Raw genomic sequence first — 17,530 nt, 5'->3', positions numbered from 1 at the left:
CAGCCGCTAGTCGCCGCTCCGGTCGCCCTCCTTGTCGGAGGGTTTGTCCCCACCCTTGTCGGAGGGCTTGTCGGCGTCCTTGTCGGAGGGCTTGTCCGCGCTCTTGTCCGCGCTCTTGTCCGTGCCGTCGGCGGCGTCCTTCTTCGCCGCCGCGGCCGACGCGTCCTCGGCCCGCTCCAGTGCCTCCTGGAGGCGGTCCTGCGCCTCGCCGTACTTCTTCCAGTCGCCGCCCTTCATGGCCTTCTCGCCGTCCTCGAACGCCTTCTGGGCGTCGTCGAGCGCGGCCTGGACCGTCGGGTCGTTCTTCTTCGGCGGCTTGGTCGGCTCGTCCGCGTCCCCGTCCTGGTCCGCGGCCGGTGGCTTGGTGCCGCCGGCCGCGCCGAAGACCTGGTCCAGGCCCTGGCCCAGGGTGTCCGCGAAGACGGTCTCGGTGCCGTAGGAGACGGCCACCTTCTTCAGGAGGGGATACGCCGACTTGCGGCCCTGTACGTAGACGGGCTCGACGTACAGGAAGCCGTCGTCCAGTGGCACGGTCAGCAGATTGCCGTAGAGGACGTCGGAGTCGGCGCCCTTCATGTCGCGGACGAAGTTGCCGACCTCCGTCATGGAGTTCAGCTTGTTCTGCACCTGTTCCGGGCCGTCGACGTCGCCCGTGACTCTCAGCAGCTTCATCCGGCCGTAGTTCTCGCTCCTGGCGTCCGCGTCGACCGTCATGAAGGCCCGTAGGTTGGGCCGCTCACTCGGGGTGAACGTCGTCGTCAGCGCGAACTGCTGCTGGCTCTGGCCCGGCGCCTTCATGGACAGGTAGTACGGCGGGACCGCGCTGTCGTCCTTCTTCGTCGGGTCGTTCGGCACCTGCCAGGCGTCACTCGCGTTGTAGAACTGGCCCGGGTCGGTGACGTGGTAGAGCGTGAGGAGCTCGCGCTGCACCTTGAACATGTCCTGCGGGTAGCGCAGGTGGTCCTTGAGCGCCGGCGGGATCTCGCTCTTGTCCTTGACGGTGCCCGGGAACGCCTTCTTCCAGGTCTTCAGGACCGGGTCCTTGTCGTCCCAGGTGTAGAGCTTGACGTCGCCGGTGTACGCGTCGACGGTCGCCTTCACCGAGTTCCGGATGTAGTTGACCTGGTTCTGCTGGGCGATCACCGTGCGCTGGCTGTCCTCCTGCGACAAGGAGTCGGCCGTGGTGTCACCGAGCGTGGTGCGCGAGGCGTACGGATAGCCGTTGGAGGTCGTGTAGGCGTCGACCACCCACTGGATGCGGCCGTCGACCACCGTCGGGTAGACGTCGCCGTCGATCGTCAGCCAGGGGGCCACCGCCTCGACGCGCTCCTTGGGCGTGCGGTTGTACAGGATCCGCGAGCCCTCGCCGATCGCTCCGGAGTACAGGATCTGCGGCTCCCCGAAGGAGACCGCGTACGCCGCGCGGTTGATCGGGTTGGAGAGGTTGACCCCGCTGTCGCCCTTGTAGCTGTAGGTCTTCTGACCACCGCCGTCCTCTTCGTAGTCGAGCTCCTTCTGGGGCCCGCCCACGATCGAGTACTGGGTCGTCTTCTCGCCGTAGTAGATCCGCTGCTCGTAGTCCTTCATCTCACCCGTGGTGGGCAGACCGGACTCGGTGAACGCCGGGGCTCCCTTGGAGCCCTTCTTGGTCTCCGTGCCCTTGGCGGCGACGACGCCGTAGCCATGGGTGTAGGCGAAGTGGTCGTTGATCCAGTTCCGCTTGTCGAGCTTGTTCACGTTCAGCTCGCGCAGGCCGACGATGGTGTCCTGGCCGTTGTAGCGGTCCACGTCCAGCGTCCGCGGGAACTGGTAGTAACTGCGCTCCTGCTCCAGCTGCTGGAACGTGGGCGAGACGATGTTCGGGTCGTTCAGCCGGTAGTTGGCCGCCGAGTCCGCGTTCTCGCGCTTCTTTTGGCGGTCCTCGTCGACCTTGCCCGCGCCCCGGTAGTCCTCGGGCTTCACCCCGTTGATGCCGTAGGCGTCACGGGTCGCCTCGATGTTCTTCTCGATGTACGGCGCTTCCTTGGCCTGCTCGTTCGGCTGGACCTGGAACTTCTGGACGATCGCGGGGTAGAGCCCGCCGATGAGGATCGCCGAGAGCACCATCAGGCCGAAACCGATGACCGGCAGCTGCCAGGTGCGCCGCCACAGCGTCGCGAAGAAGAGCAGGGCGCAGATGACGGCGATGCAGAACAGGATCGTCTTCGCCGGCAGGTACGCGTTCGCGTCGACGTACCTCAGGCCGGTCCAGTTGCCCGTCGCCTTGAAGTCGCTGGACTTCACCGCGAGGCCGTACCGGTCGAGCCAGTACGCGACGGCCTTGAGGGAGACGAAGACGCCGAGCAGCACCGAGAGGTGGCCGGTCGCCGCCGCGGTCGCCCGCGCGCCGGGGCTGGTGATCCGCAGCCCGCCGTACAGGTAGTGCGTCAGGGCGGCGGCGACCAGGGAGAGCACCGCGGCCGCGAAGCCGAAGCCCAGCAGGAAGCGGTACCAGGGCAGGTCGAACGCGAAGAACGCCACGTCCATGTGGAACTGCGGGTCCTTCTGGCCGAAGGGCACACCGTTGACCCACAGGAGCCAGGTGCGCCACTGTCCCGCCGCGGACGCGCCCGCGATCAGGCCCACCAGGGCCGTGATCGCGATCAGCAGCCACTTCTTGTACGGGGCGATGCCCATGCGGTACCGGTCGAGACTCTGCTGCTCCATCGACATGGCGCTCAGCGGCGGGCGCAGCCGGTGCGCCAGCCAGATGTTCACGCCGACCGCGGCCGCCATGAGGAGGCCGAAGACGAAGAAGAGGCCGATCTTGGTCCACAGGGTCGTCGTGAAGACCGATGAGTAATGGACCGAGCGGTACCACAACCAGTCGGTCCAGAACCCGGAGAACATGACGAAGGCCATGGCCAGCACGGCCAGCACGCCCAGTGTCATGAGCAGGGTCCGGACGCGACGGGAGGGTCGGCCCACTCTGATCCGTGGCCCCGACGGGCCTCCGCCGCGGTCCGGCATCTGGAAAGCCAAGGTGCGCACCTCGAAGTTCGCTGTTGATTCGTTGGTCCGTCAGGCCCCCGAGATCGCGGACCCACACCTATGCAACTTACTCACGCTTTACTCGGTTCCCGATTCTCGGGACTAACGAGGCAGGATTGTGACCATGTCCAACACACCCATGGCAGCGAGCCCCCTCACCCGGGCCGTGCTCGAGATCGACGAGTACGTCTCCGGCCTCGGCTGGGACCGGCCCGCCCGCCTCTTCGCGCTCGTCGACACGGCGCGGCTGCGCACCCAGGAACCCGGCCTCGCCTCACAGCTCGGCCTCGACGACGGCGTCGAACACGCCGGTTTCACCCCCATCGAGCAGGAGGAGATCTCCGCGGACAAACCGCTGGACGAGTTCCTCGGCACCATCGCCTGGCCGGACGCGGTGACGGGCTGCGCCCTCACGGTGGAGCGCCTGATGCTGCCGCCGTCCGCCGAGACGTCCGTCCCCGAGGGCCTCAGCGAGGCCCAGCTGGCGAAGTGGGTGGCCAAGCACCCCGACCGCCAGGAGGTCCGCATGACGGTCGCGGTGCTCCGTGACGGCGCGCGCGAGTCGGCGCTGCGGCTGCGCGAGAAGGACTCGCCGACCGAGGTCCTCACGGGCTCCGACCTGGTGCCCGGCCTGGCGGACGCGCTGGCGGCGACGTTCGCCTAGAGGGGCCCACCGCGTAGAGCGGCCCATTCACTCGTACGTTCGTACGCACGCGGGGGTGCCGGTGGGCGCCCCCGCTGCCGCTCTGCTTCTGCCGCTCTACTTCGCGGAGCAGCTCGGCAGGGTGTCGGTGTCGCCCTCGCGGATCTTCTTCAGGGCCCGCACGGCGTCGTGGATGGTGTCCACCTTGACCAGGGTGAGGCCGTCCGGGACGTCGCTCGCGGCGGCCGCGCAGTTGGCCTTCGGCGTCAGGAAGTACTGCGCGCCCTTGGCGCGCGCGCCGACGGTCTTCATCTGGATGCCGCCGATGGGCCCGACCTTGCCCCGGTCGTCGATGGTGCCGGTGCCGGCCACGAACTCACCGCCCGTGAGGTCCTCGGGCGTCAGCTTGTCGACGATGCCGAGCGCGAACATCAGCCCGGCGCTGGGGCCGCCCACGTCGGCGAGCTTGATGTCGATGGTGAACGGGAAGGTGTGGTCGGTGCCGGCCTCGATGCCCACGATGGCGCGGTCGGCGTCCTCCGCCTTCTTCGTCGTGATCTTGATGTCCTCGGTCCGGGTCGGCTCCTTGTCGGCCTTCTCCGCGGCGGCCGCCTCCTTGACCGGGACGACCGTGAACGTGACGCTCTCGCCGGGGTCGTGCTCGGTGACGAACTTGGCGACGTCCGTCCTGTCCTTCACGGGCTTGCCGTCGACCTCCTTGATGACGTCGCCCGCGTGCAGCTTGCCCTCGGCCGGGTCGCCCTTCACGACGGTCGAGACGATGACCTGGGACTTCACCGGGAGGTGCAGCTCCCTGAGGGCCGCGACCTTGGCACTCTCCTGGGACTCGCTGAACTCTTCGGCGTTCTCCTGGGAGGACTGCTGCTCGGTCTTGCCGTCGGGGTAGAGCGTGTCGTGCGGCACCACGATGTTGTCGTGGGCCAGCCAGCCGTAGACGGCCTCCGCGAGGTTCATCTTGTAGTCGGCGCTGGTCACCCTGACCGTCGTCATGTTGAGGTTGCCGGTCGTGGGGTACGTCTTGTGCCCGGAGATCTGCAGCACCGGCTCGCCGTCATGATCACCGAGCGTGTTCACCGTGGGGCCCGGGGACATCTCCGCGTAGGGCACTTTGATGAGCACTCCGGCGCAGAGCAGCGCGATCAGCATCAGGGTGGAGGCGAGCATCGTCGCAGTGCGGCGTGGCATGGAACGACAGTACGGGACGGGCCTGTCGGCGCACCTGGGGGGCCGGTCCGTACGGGGGCGCCACCAGGGCCGTCGCGGGGGCCGCGTCACGTACCGGAGCGGGACTTCTCCATCGCCTCGCGGAAGGCCGCGTAGCCGTTCAGCTCCGTGTGATCACCGGTGCGGCCCGACTTGCGGTTGCGGGCGGCCCAGCTGCCCCACAGACCCGCACCGACGGCCGCCAGAAGCGGAATCAGCAACCAGGCAAGTGATGCCATGTCGACCTCCTGACCCCATGAGCGACCGCAACTGACTGATCAGCAGATTAACCATCCGCAGGGTCAACGCTCACGGCAGGGGTCGGGTTACGCAACCGGAGCCGCATGGGTCAATCACCCCCCTGCCGCCTCCTCGCGCCCCTCGGCCGCCTCCCCCGAGCCCCTGACGGCCCGGGTGGGACTCAACAGGCCCCGACCCACTCCTCCTTGCCGTCGGAGAACCGCTGGTGCTTCCAGATCGGCACCTCGTGCTTGAGGTCGTCGATGAGCTTGCGGCAGGCCTCGAAGGCCTCCGCGCGGTGCGGGCAGGAGACGGCCACGACCACCGCGAGGTCGCCGACCGCGAGATCGCCCACACGGTGCACGGCGGCCAGGGCGCGCACGGGGAACGCGGCGACGACCCTCTCGGCCACCCGGCGCATCTCGGCCTCCGCGGTGGGGTGCGTCGAATAGCCGAGCTCGGCGACGTCCGCGCCGCCGTCGTGGTTGCGGACCGTGCCGACGAAGAGCGCCGTGCCGCCCGCCGCGTCGTCCCCGACGGCCCGGAATACCTCGTCCAGGGAGAGCGGGGTGTCACGGATCGCGAGGAGGCGGATCGGGTCCTGGGCGGCCTGCTCGCCGGGGTGGTCCATCGTGGTGCGTGCCATGCGGCCATGGTGCCGCACGGCACGGACATCGCGGAATAGATCTTTCGCCCGGCACGCGCGTGTGCCGCCTTGGACCTCCCTACAGCCGGCGGGCGGCGCGGACCCGCCGTCGGCCCCCCGGGCGAGCCCTCAGATCCGCCGCCGCGCCTTGCGCGCCCTGCGCACCACGGCCGCCGCGCCGAGCAGCGCGACCGTCGCCCCCGCGGCACCCGCCGCCGTGGCGTCCTTGCGGCCCAGCCGGCGTCCGGCGACGGTCCGCCGCCCGGAGACCTCTTCGAGCAGCTCCGCGAGCACCTCTTCGTTCGTCCAGCGGGGCCGCCACCCGGCGTCGTGCAGCCTGCTCACGCTGACCACCCAGGGGTACATCGTGTAGGCGAGGTCGCCGGCCGGGGACGGGGTGAGGCCGATGCGGTGCAGCCGGGCGGCGGCGCCGAGCGCGACCGCCGAGGGCAGCTCCATGCGGCGGATCCCGCTGAGCTCCTCGACCTCCTCCTGCTCCAGCCAGCCCTCGCAGCCCACGGCCAGCTCGCCGTCGACCTTCTCCAGGACGGCGTACTCCAGGGCGCTGCACAGGTCCTCGACGTGGCAGAACTGCCAGGCCGGCCGGGAACCGGCCACGACCAGCAGGCGCGGCGACTCGAAGTAGCGCGTGAGGGCCGTGTCCGTGCCGCCCACGAGGGTCGCGGGGCGTACGACGGTGACGTTCAGGCCCGGGTGCGCGCGGGGCGCACGCCGGGCGAGCCGCTCGACCTCCAGGAGGTCGCCGACACCGGTGGCCTCTGCGGTCGCCCGCAGTTCGCCGTCTTCGGAGAGGGGCAGTTCGTTGTCGGGCAGTGCTCCGTAGACCATCGCCGAGGTGCACAGGACGACCCGGTGGACGCCCGCGGCGGCGGCCGCGGTCAGGACGGTCTGGGTGCCGCGCACGTTGTACGCGGTGCGGGCGGCGCCGTCGGTCTCCAGGTCGAGGTCGAGTGCCAGGTGGACGACCACGTCCGCCCCGCGCAGTTTCTCGGCGATCGCCGGGTCGCGCACATCCAGGATGTGCCACTGGACCTGCGAGCACTCGCCTCGGCGCTCGTCGATGGCGATGACCTGCTTGATCTCCTCCGAGGCGGCGAGCCGCTCGGTCAGCAGCGCCCCCACGCCGGAGGCGGCGCCGGTGACGGCGACGACGGGCCCACGGGCGGGCACCGGGGTTGACGGGTTTCGCGCTGCGCGAACCTGCGGATCTGGGGAACTCACCGGGCGTCTCCAGCGGTTGTCTTCAGTACGTAAGCGGATGACGCGTACGTACCAGGTGGCATCCATCCTGCCGCAGGCCATCAGTCGGCGAAGCACCGAGGCCCGAACCCGTCACGGTGTCTACGCTGGGTGGTGTTGTAGGGCAGCCGCCGCCGGACGATACCGGCGGCCTGACGAGCCGAGGAATCCCGTGAGTGACACCCCATTCGGATTCGGCCTTCCGCCGGAGGAGCCGGACGACGGCGACGAGGGCAGGAAGAAGGAATCCCCCGGACAGGGCCAGGGCGGGGCGCAGGGGGCCGGAGGCGCCGGAAATCCGTTCGGCTTCGCGTTCCCCGGCGCGGGCGGCCCGGGCGGCGGGGACAACCCCTTCGCCGCGATGTTCGGTGCCATGAACCCGAACGACCTGGGCGCCGCCTTCCAGCAGCTCGGCCAGATGCTCTCGTACGAGGGCGGCCCGGTGAACTGGGACATGGCCAAGGACATCGCCCGCCAGACCGTCTCCCAGGGCACGGCGGACGGCAGCAAGGACGCCAGCGTCGGCCCCGCCGAGCGCTCCGCCGTCGAGGAGGCCGTGCGCCTGGCCGACCTGTGGCTGGACGACGCGACGTCGCTGCCCTCCGGGTCCGGGACGGCCGTGGCGTGGAGCCGCGCCGAGTGGGTCGAGGCGACCCTGCCGGTGTGGAAGGAGCTCGTCGACCCGGTCGCCGAGCGCGTCGGCCTGGCCATGGGCGACGTGCTGCCCGAGGAGATGCAGGCCATGGCGGGCCCGCTGATCGGCATGATGCGCTCCATGGGCGGCGCCATGTTCGGCCAGCAGATCGGCCAGGCCGTGGGGGTGCTCGCCGGCGAGGTCGTCGGTTCCACGGACATCGGTCTGCCCCTCGGCCCCGCCGGGAAGGCCGCGCTGCTCCCGGTGAACATCGAGAACTTCGGCAAGGACCTCGGCGTCGACAAGGACGAGGTGCGGCTCTACCTGGCGCTGCGCGAGGCCGCCCACCAGCGGCTCTTCGCCCACGTCCCGTGGCTGCGCTCGCACCTCTTCGGTGCCGTCGAGGGGTACGCGCGCGGCATCAAGGTCGACACGGCCAAGCTGGAGGACGTCGTCGGCCAGCTCGACCCGCAGAACCCCGAGCAGCTGCAGGAGGCCCTCCAGCAGGGCATGTTCCAGCCGGAGGACACCCCCGCCCAGAAGGCCGCCCTGGCCCGCCTGGAGACCGCTCTGGCGCTCGTCGAGGGCTGGGTGGACGCCGTGGTGCACGCCGCCGCCAAACCCCGCCTGTCGTCCGCCGACGCCCTTCGGGAGACGCTGCGCCGCCGCCGTGCGAGCGGTGGTCCCGCCGAGCAGACGTTCGCCACGCTGATCGGCCTGGAGCTGCGTCCGCGCCGGCTGCGGGATGCCTCGCGCCTGTGGGCCTCGCTCACGGACGCGCGCGGTGTCGACGGCCGCGACGGCCTGTGGGAGCACCCGGACATGCTGCCGACGGCGTCCGACCTGGACGACCCCGACGGTTTCGTCCACCGCGAGCAGCTGGACTTCTCCGAGCTGGACAAGATGCTCGGCGAGGCGGCGGGCAGCGCTTCCTCGCCCGGGCCGGACGTCGAGAAGCCGGACCTCAAGAAGGACGAGGGCCCCGAGAAGGGCGCGGGCGACGGCGAGGCCCCGGAGGACGGCGGCAAGTGAGCCTGTACGACGACGCGGTCCTCGTACTGAAGGAGTACGAGGGCCGGGACGACCAGGCCGAGCTGCGCCTGGCCTATCTGGACCACCTGTCCGCGCACGGCGAGGACGGCATGTGGAAGGCGTGCACCGCCGGCCATGTGACGGCGAGCGCCCTGGTCGTCGATCCCACCCGTGGGCGGGTGCTGCTGACCCTGCACAAGAAGCTGCGGATGTGGCTCCAGATGGGCGGCCACTGCGAGCCCGGCGACACCTCGCTGGCCGCGGCCGCGCTGCGGGAGGCCACGGAGGAGTCCGGCGTGCCCGGCCTGACGCTCCTGCCGGGCGGCCCCGTGCGCCTGGACCGCCACCCGATCCCGGGCCCGTGCACGCGGCACCTGGACGTGCAGTACGCGGCGCTGGCCCCGGCCGACGCGGTCGAGGCGATCAGCGACGAGTCACTGGACCTGCGCTGGTTCCCGTACGCCGAGGTGGCGGACGTGGCCGACGAGTCCGTCGTACGCCTGGTGGAGGCGACGAGGGCACGCCTGTAGAGCGTCGATGCGCCCCTTCGGGGACGCGCCTCAAAGGGGCGCGGGGAACTGCGCGACCAGCCACAACCGGCCCGCAGCCCTCCCCGCGCCCCTTTGGTGTCCCCTTCGGAACACGCGGAGCGCTCAGCTCCAGACGTTCCCCTGGTTCTGCCCCCGGGCACCTTGCTGGCCCAGCCCGAGCTGCGCCTGGGCGCCCCGCCCGATGACCGCGTTCTGCGGCGGCAGCATCTCGCTGGGCTGGACGAGCGCGTAGCCCTGTCCCATGAAGCTCAGCTCCCAGCCCTCGCCCGTGTTGCCGCGGCGCCGCCAGACGCCCGAGGAGTGGGTCTGGGCCTGCATCTGCACGCGCAGGCCGTTGGACCAGGCGACGATGGCGTCCGCGTCGGCGTTGACGTACCGGTCGGGCGTGACCTGGAGCATCAGCGGCTGGCCCGACGTCATCAGGGCGACCTTGCCGCGCCCGGAGATGTTGAGCTGGTACTTGCCGGAGCCGGAGATGCCGTACTGGCTGTCCACGGCGATGACCTGGTGGGTCAGCGACGAGTCCATCGCGAGGACATAGCTGCTGTCCACGGTCAGGCCGTCCTGGTCCACGTCCACCACGTGGATGTACTGGGCGAGGTTGGCGAAGTAGACGGTGCCCTGACCGTGGCAGCGCATCAGGTCCAGGCCCTCACCGGTGTGCGCGCGGGCACGCTGGCTGCCCCGGCTCTGGTACTCGGCGTCGAACTCGATCATCCCCTGGTAGGCGACCATGGCGCCCTTGCGGGCCAGGACGTCGTCGTGGCCCTCCAGGGCGACCCGCAGCAGCTGCGGGTTCTGGACGGAGTAGCGCTCGTGGGTCTGCTGCTCGGCGTGCGCGAAAAGTGGGCTCTGCATGGTGTGTCGCTCCCCCTCAGCCCCGTGCTCGGAGACGGTCGGTGCTGTCCTCGCTGGGCTGTACGACGACGATGCCCTCTCCGGAGAAGCCCATCTGGTAGGCCTCGCCGCTGCCGCGCCCGATGAGGGAGCCGGCCTTGAAGCTGCGCTTGCCCTTCACCTTGAGATTCGGTGACCAGGCGATCAGCGCGTCGGGGTCGACGTACGTCTCGTCCTCGCCGCGCCCGCAGTCGACGACGAGGGGCGTGCCGCGGGCGGTCAGGGCGACCCAGCCCTGACCGGAGATCTTGATGTTCCACAGGCCCTGTCCGGCGAACTTGGCCAGGCCCTTGACCCGCTCGACACCCCACTGGAGGCAGGCGTCGAAGGCGAGGAGGTTGGTGCCGTTCACCGAGAGGGAGTCGCCCGCCAGGTTGACGACGACGACGTCCGCTCCGTAGTCGGCGAGGTAGAGCAGGCCGTCTCCGGAGCACTTCATCAAGGGCGCGCCCTCACCGGTCATCCACTCGCGCGCGACCTGGCGGACGGCGGGCGGATTGGGCTCGTACTGCACGAACCCCTCGTAGGCGACCATCGAGCCGACGCGCGCGAAGAGGTCGTTGCCGGACTGCATGGCCACCTTGAGCATGTGGTGGCCGTGATTCTCCATGCGGGCGGCGACGGGTGCGGGGGCGAAGCCCGCGAGCTGCTGATTCATGACGGGCTCCCTCAGACCTCGTACGGCTGGACGACGATGAAATTGCCGGGGGCGCCACGGAACTGGAGATTCACGCTCTCCCCCGTGGACCCCGCGTAAGCGTTGCTGCGCATCCGCACCTGGCTGGAAACGATCGCCTGAGCGGCGGCCGACCAGGCGACGACGGCGTGGCAGTCGGCGAACGTCGTCGGCGTGACGGGCAGGACCACGGGCACGCCGTGGGTCTTCACGACGACCGTGCCGGTGCCCTGGAACTGCATGACGAACAGCGCGCCGCCGGGGATCCCGTGGCCCTCGATCCTGCGTACCTCGTGCTGGAGGGACTCGTCGAAGGCGAGGACGTTCTCCGCGGAGACGCAGATCGCATCGCCCTGGAGCTCGATGGGGTGCAGGTGGTTGGCCTCTTCGGCGAGGAAGACCTGGCCGCGCCCGGAGCAGCGCATGAGCTGCATCTCCTGGCCGGTGGCGTTGCCCACGATGCGGCCGGCGAAGCCCGCGCCCTTGTAGCCGAACTCGACCTTGCCCTGGTAGAGCACCATGCTGCCCTGGCGGGCCAGGACCGGCTGGTCGGCGACGCCCAGGTCGACGCGGATCAGCTTCTCGTTCTGCTGCGTCCAGCGTTGGCCGGTGGGGGCCTCGCGGTACTTCTGGAGGGCGGCGGCCACACCGGCGCCCTGGGGTGCGGCGCTTTGCGGGGCTCCCTGGGGCACCTGGGCGGCCTGGGGCGGGCCGGGGAACTGTCCGCTCGGCGGCTGCTGGCCGTATCCGGGCGGCATCGGGGCGGCGGGCTGCTGACCGTACCCCGGAGGCATCTGGGCCTGGGGCTGCTGGCCGTACCCGGGCGGGAGCGGTGCGCTGGGACCGGGAGCCTGCGGGGGCGGCGTCTGGCCGTACGGCGGGGGCTGCTGCTGGCCCGGCTGGGCGTACGGCGACTGCTGACCGGGCAGGCCGTACGGCGCGGGGGCCGCCGGCTGATGCATGGGGGCCACGATGGTCTGCGCGGCGTGCATCGGCGGGTCGGCGGGAACGGGCGCCGGAGGCGGGGGCGGGGTGGCGCTCTGGGGCGGCGCGAAGTTCTGCGCGGGGGCCGGGGCGGGTGCCGCGGGCGCGGGTGCCGCGGGGGCGGGGGCACCGAACGCGGGCGGCGCCGAGGCCTGCGCGGGGGGCGCGAAGGAGGGCGCGGCGGCCTGCTGCGGCGCGGGGGCGGGCTCCTCCTCGGCGACCTCGCCGCCGAAGTTCTTCAGGAGGGCGTCGAGCCCGCCGTCGAAGCCCTGGCCGATCGCGGCGAACCGCCAGACGTCCTTCAGGTAGAAGTCACCCAGCATGACGGCACGCTCCGTGGAGAACTCCGCGCCGGTGAACGCGTAGCGGGCCACTTCCTCGCCGCCCGCGACGATGCGGATGTATCCGGAGGCGACCTGGGACATCTGCCCGGCGCCGTCGATGGTCGCGGTGAACGACAGCCGCTGGATCTGCTGCGGGACGCGGTCGAGCGTGACGCGGAAGGACTCGGTGTCGCCCGCCTGCGCGCCGAGGAGCTGGATCGACTCCTCTGGCGACTTCGGCTGGTTGAAGAAGATGAAGTAACGGTCGTCCGAGAGGCGCTCACTCGCGTCCAGGCCGAAGCAGCTGATGTCGAAGGTCAGCCCGGGGGCCGAGATCTGCACACCCACGTACAGATCGGTCCCTGCGGTGAGGTCACTGATCTTGGCCTTGTGGCCGCGTTGGAATTCCCTGGCCATACGTACGACCGTCCCCCATCCCGAATGTGAATGCGTCGCGCCAGGCTAACCGCAAAGTCGGACACCGGACCAAGCCGGTACAGACCCGCTACACAACCGACGGACCGGGCGGACGTTCACCTCTCGCGCGCGGTGGGCGGATGAGGCAGGCGCCCGGCCGCGACCACTCCTTCGAGGTAGCCCCTGGCCCGCTCCGTGCGCGGGTAGGCCTCCAGGAGCCGCCAGAAACCCGGGCCGTGGCCGGGGACCAGAAGGTGGGCGAGTTCATGGACGAGGACGTAGTCCACGACGTACTCCGGCATCCCCTGGAGTCGGTGCGAGAGGCGGATGCTGCCCTCCGAAGGGGTGCAGGAGCCCCAGCGGGTGTTCTGGTTCGTGACCCAGCGAACGGAGGTGGGCCTGGCCCGGCCGTCGAAGTACTGCTCGGACAGCTGCCCGGCGCGCTCGATGAGCTCCGCGTCACCGATCAGGCGCTTGCTCTCCTGCGCCGCGAGCTTGTCGAGCATCACATTGACCCAGCGCTGCTCCTCCGCCTCGGACATCCGGGCGGGGATCAGGACGACGGTGCGCTCGCCCTCCCGGTAGGCCGAGACCGTCCTGCGGCGGCGGGCGCTGCGTCTGACCTCGACCGCGTCCGCCGGCGCGCCGGGGGGCGGCGGACCGGTGGTCGTGCTGCGCTGCGGAGTCGTGGCGCGAGGCGCTGAGGTCTCCCCAGCGACGCGAGAGGACGGGTCGGCGGGCACGCCCCGACGTTACCCGCTGGGCGTGGGGGAAGTCCCGCCTCCGGGACGGTTCGGCGCCGATCCGCTTCCAGGTGATGTGCCCGGGGCGACGGGTGGCGTGGGCGGGACGACTGCTCGGGCCGAGGCCGGGACGACCGGTTGGGCCGAGGCCAGGACAACCGCTTGGGCCGAGGCCAGGACGACCGATTCGGCCGAGGGCAGGACGACCGGTTAGTACGACAAGCACACCGTGCCTGTGGACAACGGGACGCGGGCTTTCGGCGAGGCGGGCATTCTGGCATTCGATCGGCGCGGCGGACGGAAGCGCGCCGACCGGACGACGGGGGACGACCATGCATCCGACCTTGAAGCCCGCGCTGCGGCGCGGCTGGCGGGACCTGAGCACCGTGCAGTTCGGGGTGGCGCCCGCGCATGCCCTGGTGCTCGGCCCGATGGACACCGCGACGGGCAGCTTCCTGACGCTGCTCGACGGTACCCGCGGGCTGCCGCTCCTGCGCGAGGAGGCCAAGCGGATGGGGCTGCCCGAGGGGCATGTGGACCGGCTGCTGGCGGAGCTGTCGCGGGCCGGCCTGCTCGACGACTCGACGGGCGGCGGCCCGGCGGCCGACGCCCTGCGCGGCAGGAGCGGCCCCCTGGACCGGCTGCGGGCCGACCTGGCCTCGCTCTCGCTCCTCGCCTCCGAACCGGGTGAAGCGATGGAGAAAATGGCGGCGCGCCGGAGCGTGCGCGTGCGTGTCCAGGGCGCGGGGCGGGTGGGCGCCGTGGTGGCCTCCCTCCTCGCGGGGGCGGGCGTGGGCCGGGTCGAGGTGCTGGACGGTGGCCATGTGGAGCCGTGGGACGTCGCGCCGGGCGGGCTGCCGGCCGAGGCGGTCGGGGAGCGCAGGGACACGACCGCGCGCCGGCTCGTGCGGCAGGCGGCACCCGACCGGTCACCGCGGGCGCCCCGTTCGGCTCCGGCACGGGAGGGGGAGGCCGGGCTCTCCCTGGTGATCATCGCCCCACGAGAGGGACTGGACGCGTACGCCCCCGACGCGGCGGCCGCGGCGGACCTGCTCGCGGCGGGCACACCCCACCTCTACGCCGGAGTGATCGAAGGCACGGGTGTGGTGGGCCCCCTGGTCCTGCCCGGGACGACCGCCTGCGCGGGCTGCCTCACCCGGCAGCGCTCGGACCGCGATCCCACCTGGGCCCGGATGCTGGCCCAGTGGCGCTCGGGCAGAGCGCGGCACGTGCCCGCGTGCGACCTGGCCCTGTCCACCTCGGTCGCCGGAATGGTCGCGGGGCACGCCCTCGCCTTCCTGGACGGCACATCCGCTGCCTGCGCGGGAGTCCGCTGGGAGGCGTCCATTCCCGGCTTCGACTGGCACAGTCGCCCGATTTCACCCCATCCCGCCTGCCCTTGCGGGGCCGGTGCGCACGTTAAGGGGGATCGGCTCACCGCGCAGATGGACCAACACGCAACAATGGCCGGGTAACCGCCTGCGAAGGCGTGGCTGTCTGGGACTTGGAGGGGCGCATGTCTGATCTTCCCCGGAAGGCGGTCACCCGAACCGCCAAACTGGCCGCGCTGCCGCTCGGCTTCGCGGGACGCGCGACCTGGGGGCTCGGAAAGCGGATCGGCGGCAAGTCGGCGGAGATCGTCGGCCGTGAGCTGCAGCAGCGGACCGCGGAGCAGTTGTTCAAGGTCCTGGGCGAGCTCAAGGGCGGCGCCATGAAGTTCGGGCAGGCACTGTCCGTCTTCGAGTCGGCGCTGCCCGAGGAGGTCGCGGGGCCCTACCGCGCGGCGCTGACAAAGCTCCAGGAGGCGGCGCCCCCGATGCCGACGAGCACCGTGCACACCGTGCTCAGGGAGCGACTCGGCGAGGACTGGCGCGAGCGGTTCCTGGAGTTCGACGACAAGCCGGCGGCCGCCGCGTCGATCGGCCAGGTGCACCGGGCGGTCTGGGAGGACGGACGCCAGGTCGCCGTCAAGGTGCAGTACCCGGGAGCGGGCGAGGCCCTGCTGTCCGACCTCAACCAGCTGAGCCGGTTCGCCCGCCTTCTGGGGCCGCTGATACCGGGGATGGACATCAAGCCGCTCATCACCGAGCTGCGCGACCGGGTCTCCGAAGAGCTCGACTACAGCCTGGAGGCGCAGGCCCAGGAGGCACACGCCCTGGAGTTCGCCGATGACCCGGACGTGGTCGTGCCCGGGGTGGTGCACCAGAGCGAGCAGGTCCTCGTCACCGAGTGGATCGACGGAATACCCCTGTCCGAGGTGATAGCGAACGGCACCCTGGAGCAGCGCGACCGGGCGGGCCAGCTGCTCACCCGCTTCCTCTTCTCGGGTCCGGCGCGCACGGGGCTGCTCCACGCCGACCCGCACCCGGGCAACTTCCGCCTGCTGCCGGACGAGGAGAGCGGCTGGCGGCTCGGTGTCCTGGACTTCGGCACCGTGGACCGGCTGCCGGGCGGATTGCCCTCGCCCATCGGTGCGTCCCTGCGGATGACGCTGGACGGCGAGGCCGACGCGGTCTACGACATGTTGCGCGAGGAAGGGTTCGTCAAGGAGACCGTCGAGCTCGAGCCGGACGCGGTGCTCGACTACCTCCTGCCGATCATCGAGCCGATGCTGGTGGAGGAGTTCACCTTCACCCGGGGCTGGATACGCAGCCAGGCCGCCCGGGTCGCCGATCCCCGCTCCCCCGCCTACCAACTGGGCAAGCGGCTGAATCTCCCGCCGTCGTATCTGCTGATACACCGGGTGACGCTGAGCACCATCGGGGTGCTGTGCCAGCTGGGCGCGACGGTGCGGATGCGGGACGAGCTGGAGGAGTGGCTCCCCGGCTTCGTGACCGAGGCGGAGGAGCCGGCGGAGGCGCGCGAGGAGGGCGAGGCGGCGCTGGAGGCCTGAGCGAGGGCAGCCCGGCCCGACCGAGGCTCCGGCCCCGTGCTGACGCACAACGCGGCGCGGAGGCCTGTCCGGTCGGACGGCCCCCGCGAGATTCACTGACTGTTACTACCTGGTACTGCTTGTTACTGCATGAGTGCCATGGCGAGCGCGCGTCGGGCACGCATCGAGGCGCGCTCCGCGCGGCGCTGCATGCGGCGGGCTGCCAGCAAGCGCTCGGCCGGGCGCTGCGCGTCGGCTTCACGCAGTCGTTCGTGCACATGCGCACGAGCCATGGCTTCTGGGATGAGTTGCATCTCTCGGGTCCTGTTCTGGCGCGAGGTGTGCGCGCCGGTGGTGGTGAAGTCTCGGGTCGCGGAGCCTGCGGGCTCGCGGGTGGCTGTCTTCATCGGGGCCTGCTTCTTGGGGTCGTGCGTCAGGGGGCGATCGATGGTTCCGGCGGTGTTCATGCGACGACCGGGTTCTTGCGCGGGCGGCCGCGGGGCCGCTTGCGGGCGACCACCACACCCTGGACGAACAGCTCGCCGCCCCAGACGCCCCACGGCTCACGCCGCTCCTTGGCGCCGGCGAGGCAGGCCTCCATCAGCGGGCAGGTACGGCAGAGGGACTTGGCGTACTCGACATCGGCCGGGGACTCCGCGAAGAAGACCTCGGGGTCGTAGGCACGGCAGGGAACGGGTACGCCGAGGTTCTCGATGGCGTCGTCGAGCGCGGTGAGCGCGGTCAGGGGGGTCAAGGCCTGGTCCTCCGTGGGCGTGTGCGGGGAGATCGTCTGTGAAGGCGGTACGGACGGGGCGTGCGCTTCGAGTTGCACGGTGGTGTTTTCCTCGTCTGGTCGTGCCGGCCTGGGTCGGCCGGTTGGCGGCTGGTACCGGGTCTTGCATTGGCCCCTTCGCTCTGTCTCCCTGTTTTGGGGAAAACAGAAGGGCCGCGGATCCCGGGTGGGGTTCCGCGGCCCTGAAGGCGCCTGTCTGATCGAGATCAGACTGGATCACTCCAGGGTTCGAGCCCACGGAAGGCCCACATCGTGTGGTGCTGCGTCGTCTGCTTGCGGAATCCGGCACCGGCCGCCGCGAAGGCATAGGCCTGGGCCTGCGTCTTCGCTACTGCTGCTTCCGGTGCCTCGGTCGGTCGCTCATTGCCCTCGATGGCCTCACCCATGGGGAGACCGGCGAGAGGCAGGGCGGACAGCGGACGCACGGCGGCGATGCCGCCGGACAGACCGGTGCCCTGGTGCGAGAAGCCGAGCAGGCAGGAAGCGACGACCGAGCGATCGGTCATTTTGACGGTGCTGGTGAAGCTCTCGTTGATGCTGATCACTGGAATTCGCCTCCTCTCGG

The 17,530-nt window shown here is 70.9% G+C and carries 17 protein-coding genes; 5 read left to right on the top strand and 12 right to left on the bottom strand.

Annotated features, from left to right (window positions below):
- Positions 1 to 6: 6 nt before the first annotated feature.
- On the bottom strand, positions 7 to 3,009 hold the full coding sequence (locus ABZ385_RS14805) for a UPF0182 family protein (protein WP_358583288.1): 3,003 nt from the start codon (positions 3,007 to 3,009) through the stop codon (positions 7 to 9).
- A gap of 145 nt (positions 3,010 to 3,154) precedes the next feature.
- Here ABZ385_RS14805 and ABZ385_RS14800 point away from each other — a divergent pair, with 145 nt between their 5' ends.
- Positions 3,155 to 3,694, top strand: a complete 540-nt coding sequence (locus ABZ385_RS14800) for a PPA1309 family protein (RefSeq protein WP_358583286.1) — start codon at positions 3,155 to 3,157, stop codon at positions 3,692 to 3,694.
- A 96-nt stretch (positions 3,695 to 3,790) separates the two neighbouring features.
- Here the strand turns inward: ABZ385_RS14800 and ABZ385_RS14795 are convergent, their stop codons facing one another.
- The 4 genes from ABZ385_RS14795 to ABZ385_RS14780 all read right to left on the bottom strand — a co-directional run bounded on the left by ABZ385_RS14795 (position 3,791) and on the right by ABZ385_RS14780 (position 7,025).
- Positions 3,791 to 4,879, bottom strand: a complete 1,089-nt coding sequence (locus tag ABZ385_RS14795) for a PDZ domain-containing protein (RefSeq protein WP_358697808.1) — start codon at positions 4,877 to 4,879, stop codon at positions 3,791 to 3,793.
- An 86-nt stretch (positions 4,880 to 4,965) separates the two neighbouring features.
- Complete coding sequence (locus ABZ385_RS14790; RefSeq protein WP_219688003.1) at positions 4,966 to 5,136, bottom strand: hypothetical protein; 171 nt, start codon at positions 5,134 to 5,136, stop codon at positions 4,966 to 4,968.
- Between the two features lie 182 nt (positions 5,137 to 5,318).
- Positions 5,319 to 5,783 carry a molybdenum cofactor biosynthesis protein MoaE gene (locus ABZ385_RS14785; RefSeq protein ID WP_358583283.1) on the bottom strand — a complete coding sequence of 155 codons (465 nt, stop codon included), beginning with the start codon at positions 5,781 to 5,783 and terminating at the stop codon, positions 5,319 to 5,321.
- Positions 5,784 to 5,912: 129 nt separating this feature from the next.
- Entirely contained in the window at positions 5,913 to 7,025 is a 1,113-nt protein-coding gene (locus ABZ385_RS14780) for an SDR family oxidoreductase (RefSeq protein ID WP_358583282.1), read from the bottom strand.
- Between the two features lie 190 nt (positions 7,026 to 7,215).
- Here ABZ385_RS14780 and ABZ385_RS14775 point away from each other — a divergent pair, with 190 nt between their 5' ends.
- Together ABZ385_RS14775 and ABZ385_RS14770 are read left to right on the top strand one after the other, a co-directional pair.
- The gene (locus ABZ385_RS14775) at positions 7,216 to 8,709 is read left to right on the top strand and encodes a zinc-dependent metalloprotease (RefSeq protein ID WP_358583281.1); all 1,494 of its coding nucleotides are present in this window, start codon (positions 7,216 to 7,218) and stop codon (positions 8,707 to 8,709) included.
- A complete protein-coding gene (locus ABZ385_RS14770) occupies positions 8,706 to 9,239 on the top strand; it encodes an NUDIX hydrolase (RefSeq protein WP_358583280.1) in 534 nt (177 codons plus the stop codon). The genes ABZ385_RS14775 and ABZ385_RS14770 overlap by 4 nt, the downstream gene beginning before the upstream one ends.
- 123 nt (positions 9,240 to 9,362) lie before the next feature.
- Here ABZ385_RS14770 and ABZ385_RS14765 read toward each other — a convergent pair whose 3' ends face one another.
- The 4 genes from ABZ385_RS14765 to ABZ385_RS14750 form a co-directional block, all read right to left on the bottom strand.
- Positions 9,363 to 10,118, bottom strand: a complete 756-nt coding sequence (locus ABZ385_RS14765) for an AIM24 family protein (protein WP_358583279.1) — start codon at positions 10,116 to 10,118, stop codon at positions 9,363 to 9,365.
- Positions 10,119 to 10,134: 16 nt separating this feature from the next.
- The gene (locus ABZ385_RS14760) at positions 10,135 to 10,815 is read right to left on the bottom strand and encodes an AIM24 family protein (RefSeq protein ID WP_358911587.1); all 681 of its coding nucleotides are present in this window, start codon (positions 10,813 to 10,815) and stop codon (positions 10,135 to 10,137) included.
- Between the two features lie 11 nt (positions 10,816 to 10,826).
- Positions 10,827 to 12,557 carry a TerD family protein gene (locus ABZ385_RS14755; RefSeq protein WP_358911585.1) on the bottom strand — a complete coding sequence of 577 codons (1,731 nt, stop codon included), beginning with the start codon at positions 12,555 to 12,557 and terminating at the stop codon, positions 10,827 to 10,829.
- Positions 12,558 to 12,673: 116 nt separating this feature from the next.
- Positions 12,674 to 13,300: a M48 family metallopeptidase gene (locus ABZ385_RS14750; RefSeq protein ID WP_358583274.1), complete on the bottom strand. Its 627-nt coding sequence runs from the start codon at positions 13,298 to 13,300 to the stop codon at positions 12,674 to 12,676.
- A gap of 332 nt (positions 13,301 to 13,632) precedes the next feature.
- Between ABZ385_RS14750 and ABZ385_RS14745 the strand changes: the two genes are divergently transcribed.
- Positions 13,633 to 14,775 carry a TOMM precursor leader peptide-binding protein gene (locus ABZ385_RS14745; RefSeq protein ID WP_358583273.1) on the top strand — a complete coding sequence of 381 codons (1,143 nt, stop codon included), beginning with the start codon at positions 13,633 to 13,635 and terminating at the stop codon, positions 14,773 to 14,775.
- A 41-nt stretch (positions 14,776 to 14,816) separates the two neighbouring features.
- Entirely contained in the window at positions 14,817 to 16,193 is a 1,377-nt protein-coding gene (locus ABZ385_RS14740; RefSeq protein WP_358583272.1) for an AarF/ABC1/UbiB kinase family protein, read from the top strand.
- 122 nt (positions 16,194 to 16,315) lie between these two features.
- On the opposite strand, the gene ABZ385_RS14735 is transcribed toward ABZ385_RS14740, so the two are convergent.
- From ABZ385_RS14735 to ABZ385_RS14725, 3 genes are all read right to left on the bottom strand, one after another.
- Positions 16,316 to 16,639 (bottom strand): hypothetical protein, encoded by a 324-nt coding sequence (locus ABZ385_RS14735; protein WP_358583270.1) that lies wholly within the window; start codon positions 16,637 to 16,639, stop codon positions 16,316 to 16,318.
- On the bottom strand, positions 16,636 to 17,004 hold the full coding sequence (locus ABZ385_RS14730) for a WhiB family transcriptional regulator (RefSeq protein ID WP_358583269.1): 369 nt from the start codon (positions 17,002 to 17,004) through the stop codon (positions 16,636 to 16,638). The genes ABZ385_RS14735 and ABZ385_RS14730 overlap by 4 nt, the downstream gene beginning before the upstream one ends.
- A gap of 167 nt (positions 17,005 to 17,171) precedes the next feature.
- On the bottom strand, positions 17,172 to 17,510 hold the full coding sequence (locus tag ABZ385_RS14725) for a hypothetical protein (RefSeq protein ID WP_358583267.1): 339 nt from the start codon (positions 17,508 to 17,510) through the stop codon (positions 17,172 to 17,174).
- Positions 17,511 to 17,530: the final 20 nt, after the last annotated feature.

Source organism: Streptomyces sp. NPDC005898, from assembly GCF_040629635.1.
In the GTDB taxonomy this organism is placed as follows: Bacteria; Actinomycetota; Actinomycetes; order Streptomycetales; family Streptomycetaceae; genus Streptomyces.
This window is presented reverse-complemented; position numbering and strand designations above follow the sequence as displayed.